We start from the raw sequence: 3829 nt of genomic DNA, 5'->3' as shown, positions 1-3829 counted from the left end.
AATGAACCACACTATGCTCTTGTAGTAAATGAACCACACTATGCTCTTGTAGTAAATGAACCACACTATGCTCTTGTGGTACGGGCGTCCTCGCCCGTGCGTGATAGAGGGCAGGCGAGGACGCCCACCCCATAAATTGTGGTCTAATAAGAGTGAAAATTGCTATGAGCGACGATTATTCACCAGAGCAACAGCAAAGTCTTCAGTCTCAAAGCTAAAGTAAGGAGTTTGTTTTTCATTACACATACTCAAAGCACTCTTAGGTACGCGATCGCTGATATATTGCATCAAATGAGAGACTTTTACAACATTCTCATGAGGATGATTGCCTTTTCCCTTCAAAGCTTCAATGAGATGGTAAGTGTAGATACTCATTTGGCGATCGGGTCTAATCCAAGAACTTTGCTCTCCTTGAGATGACGTAAAAACGACTCTTCCTTTACCTTGTCTTAAGTTATTGATAACGCTCTTGGGAAGAGGAGTTTCCTCAAAGCCTAAAGGACTGTGTTTAGCCGTCGCCATTCCTGCTGCGTGGCAACTATCAACGATCGTTAAAAGTCGTTCGCATTTAATCTGGCGTAAAGCGTCCGTGAATTCATCTGCACTTAAGGCAGAGCTTTCAAGATTAAAGGGGTTAATGTCATGTGGGACTAAATAGTAGCGGTTTTGACTTTGATTTAGCCACCCGTGTCCTGAATAATAAACAATTGCAGTAGCATCTGGGTCAGTTTGTACTTGCTCCTTCAACCAGCGCAAACCTTCCAAAATTTTACTTCGCGTTGCTCCTTCGTCGTGTAACAGCCGAATATGTTCTGGATTATTGGGATAACCACAGAAATTTGGATTGACCAAGACTTCATTGAGTGCTAATACATCTTTAACGCTCACTGGAAGAGACCAATGGGGATAAGCTGTTTCCCCAACACCTATAAGTAGAGCATAACCGCGAGCAAAGGTACTACTTTTATAAGGTTTTGGCTTTTGTTCTCGCTCTGTATTTCGCCTTCTAACTAGCTGTATCAAGCCAAAGGACGGAAGTACAAGTAATGCGAGCGAGATAAATTTCCAATCAATAGATACTTCATATTCAAAATATTTCTTCCGCAGTTTCTCTATTTCATCGGTTTTCTCATCCAAAAACTTGTTGATAATTTCAACCCATTCCTTATCATCATCAGGAAGAACCAATCCATAATTTTCCTCACCAAGTTTTTCCGGACGTATATATAATCCTTCTTGAGAGTATTCAGGTTCTTTTAACATTGCCTTAAGAATGATTTCATCGTTAGCAAATCCATCTATTTCTCCTGATATTAAAGCATCGATAGCAAGGGTTCTACTAGGATATTTTTCGATCTCAACATTAATATCATAATAGCTATTAACTCTTTTTTCAGTCGTACTACCTCGAACAATACCAATTTTTAACTTTTCCTTGTGGTTACTAAATTTCTCGTCTTTGGACGGATAGGACAAAACTTTAGTGGGTGTTCGAGCAAAACTTTTAGAGAATGTTATTCCAGGAATATCATCTCTAATAGAATTAGTTCCACATTCTCCATCAAATTTTTTTTGTTGTGTAAACTGAAAACGTTCTATTGTTTCTATTTTTTCAGGATGAACTTTAAATGGTTCTTGAACGAAATTTTCCTGCTTTAAATATTTCTCCAGCAAATCTACCAAATCTATACAGAATCCTTTCAGTTTACCAGTACCACTTGTACCACTAACAAATAAATCGTCTTCTTTTAATCCCCAAACCAGTGTTTTTTGATTTCTAGCTTTTTTAAGAACTCTAGAAGACTGGTATTTCTGTACAGAGGTTTCTTGTGCGATCGCGGGAAAATTTAGGAGTAGAGTTCCTGTCGTTAGTAAAGCAATCAAAAGTAATATATTCATTGGGGTTCTCCTTTGTTGACAAGTGAATCCCTATGCCCAAATTCTTCTCATCGTTTAGCCTACAGTTTCTTAGTTAAATCGAAAACAGTTGAATTCTGTATTTCGTGCTTTACTGACTCAAATGGACAAAAGATTGATGTTTTGTAAGTCGTTTAAGGATATACGGAAAACGGTAGAACAGTTTATTTCTGACGTATTACAAGACAGTTTACAACTTGACACTATTCCCTTTCCTAAAAATTTCTTAGAGCGCAAGGAATAGCTATAGCGAGGCTCGTGTTTGCATATCCTTATTAGTTAACTTTAATTGTGCTGACTGACTTGTACAAGTAAAAAACTTTACGAATGACTGATGGTGAGTTATACAAGAATAACAAATAGCACATCAGTAACAATGTTTACAAAAAATAGAAAATATCGCATTGGTGGTTATCGTCCTGGTAAGAAAGCAGAAGACGCAAAAATGCATCATATGTGGCGTTTTGATAGCGATCGCTTACCACCCAAGGTCGATCTACGTAAATACATGACCGAAGTAGAAGAACAGGTCGGTAATAGCTGTGTAGCTAATGCTTTTGTAGGTGCTTACGAATACCTTGTTAAACGAGATTTAGGCGAATCTAGTGATGTGAGTCGTTTATTTGTTTACTATAATGCTCGGTCTCTTGATGGCAGCGAACAAGAAGACGGCGGTACACAAATGGAACTTGCTATCAAAGCTCTAACTGACTATGGAGCTTGCTGTGAGGATATTTGGCCTAACGACGAAGATCTCATTTTCCAAGAACCAGAAAGTTCTGCTTACGAACACGCAGCAAGCTTCAAAATAGAGGAAGCTGAGTTTATTGAAACCGATCTTGACCTGTGGAAACATACTTTGACGGAAGGTTATCCCATTGCTTTTGCCTTGAACACATTTGAGTCTTTTGATGATGCCACACACAATCGGGGGCGCGTACCTTTGCCTAAGAAATCAGATAATGTACGCTCTACCCACGGATGGCATGCAATGCTTTGTGTTGGTTATTCTGATAAAGACCGCGTGTTTATCGTGCGTAATTCTTGGGGTTCTGAATGGGGCGAGCGCGGATATTGCTATATCCCTTATGACTATATTATTCATCAGGAGTACAACGGTCACGACTCGTGGATTATCAAATCGGTCAGCGACCTTGACTTTAGTGCTGGGGTATGGGAAGAGGATGAATCGTTTTTTGCTGATGAAAATTCTCTATTGCTTTTCGACTTCTACGTTACCACTGAAGATCCAGAGGGTTTGATTGAGGCTTTGGATGAACTCTGTATGAGCTACGTCGAAAGCGAGGAAGAGTATTATTTTGACTACGAATGTGAAGAACAGGAAGATGAAGAAAGCTATGTTGTTAATATTCTTAACTTTGACTTGACAATAGAGGATAGTAGCGAATTTCTTGAGGAGCTAGATGCACTCTGTGAAGAATATGCCGCTGATGGCGATTACGATTACAGCCTAGATGGTGATGAAAGCGAGGAAGAGTTATCTCCTAGTCCATGATTGACTGAACATTACTTGACAAAATTGAACATCATCTATTAGCATTGTCATAAAGATAAGCGATGTTCAGTTTATGGCGAATTATGTCCCAGCAAGAGTGGCGACAACTAAACTTGGAGTTACACTTAGAACCCTGCTCAGATGGGAAGAAGCGGGTAAAATCAAAACAATTAAAACGCCAAATGGTCAGCGTCGATACGACATCGATTCAGTTATCAATATTCAATCAACCAATAAACCAACACTCTTATACGCTAGAGTTTCCAGCCATTCTCAAAAGCCTGACCTTGAGCGACAAATTGAGTTTCTTATCTCTAACTATCCCGGCTGTGAAGTCGTCAAAGACATCGGGTCGGGACTCAACTTCAAAAGAAAAGGCTTACTTGCCTTACTGGA

The 3829-nt window shown here is 39.4% G+C and carries 3 protein-coding genes; 2 read left to right on the top strand and 1 reads right to left on the bottom strand.

Annotated features, from left to right (window positions below; translation table 11 throughout):
• Positions 1–162 precede the first annotated feature (162 nt).
• Positions 163–1899: a caspase family protein gene (locus ACKTT2_RS00330; protein ID WP_407882822.1), complete on the bottom strand. Its 1737-nt coding sequence runs from the start codon at positions 1897–1899 to the stop codon at positions 163–165.
• Positions 1900–2293: 394 nt separating this feature from the next.
• On the opposite strand from ACKTT2_RS00330, the gene ACKTT2_RS00325 reads away from it, so the two are divergent.
• Both ACKTT2_RS00325 and ACKTT2_RS00320 read left to right on the top strand, forming a co-directional pair.
• Complete coding sequence (locus ACKTT2_RS00325; RefSeq protein ID WP_407882820.1) at positions 2294–3433, top strand: C1 family peptidase; 1140 nt, start codon at positions 2294–2296, stop codon at positions 3431–3433.
• Positions 3434–3506: 73 nt separating this feature from the next.
• Positions 3507–3829 (top strand): MerR family DNA-binding transcriptional regulator (locus tag ACKTT2_RS00320; RefSeq protein WP_407882818.1); only part of this gene is annotated, 323 nt, incomplete at its 3' end.

The organism is Scytonema hankhaensis NUACC26 (genome assembly GCF_045865695.1).
GTDB lineage: Bacteria > Cyanobacteriota > Cyanobacteriia > Cyanobacteriales > Nostocaceae > Scytonema.
Note: the sequence above shows the minus strand (reverse complement) of the source record. Positions and strands in the feature narration are given on the sequence as shown.